The sequence below is a fragment of the Mesorhizobium sp. M7A.F.Ca.CA.003.01.2.1 genome, assembly GCF_003998945.1.
GTDB lineage: Bacteria > Pseudomonadota > Alphaproteobacteria > Rhizobiales > Rhizobiaceae > Mesorhizobium > Mesorhizobium ciceri.
Window position 1 is genome coordinate 1 of record NZ_RZRA01001585.1, and the last position, 581, is coordinate 581.

Here is a 581-nt window from a genome sequence, read left to right on the forward strand (position 1 = left end):
GTAGGGGAGTAGGGGAGTAGGGGAGTAGGGTGTGTGTTCCGCAGGTGCGATCTGCCCCTACTGTCTTACTGCCCTATTCCCTTACTCCCCTAGAGCAATCAAATGCCTTCACCGGCAAGTTCCTCCGAAATCGTGCCGACCTGGTCCTGGGCGCTGCGCATCATCGGATAGATGGCCAGCACCTTTTGCCAGGCCTCGAGCGCCGATTGCTTGTGGCCGGTCAACGCCATGATCTGCGCCAGGCCGGACAGCGCACCGAAATGGCGCGGCTCGAGCTGCAGCGTATGGTCGATGTCGGACATCGACTTGCCGTAGTTCTTCATCATGAAATGGACGGTGGCGCGCCGGTTCCAGCCCTCGGCATAAGTAGGCTGCAAAGTCACCACCTGGTCGAGGAAATCGAGCGCGACGTCGAACTTCTGGCCCTCGACGGCTTTTTGCGACCATTGCATCATCAGGTCGATCGAGGCGCTGCCGGATTGCGACCACTCGCTCCAGATGTTGCCGGCGATGCGCTCCGCCGCCTTTTCGTTGCGTTCGCGTTTCAAGTCGCTGAACAGCTGATCGAGGCGGGCTTGTTT

At 59.9% G+C, this 581-nt stretch carries 1 protein-coding gene; it reads right to left on the reverse strand.

Annotated elements, in window-relative coordinates; genetic code table 11:
* Positions 1-98 precede the first annotated feature (98 nt).
* Positions 99-581: hypothetical protein (locus tag EN969_RS34370; RefSeq protein ID WP_127419944.1), on the reverse strand; the 483-nt coding region annotated here is incomplete at its 5' end.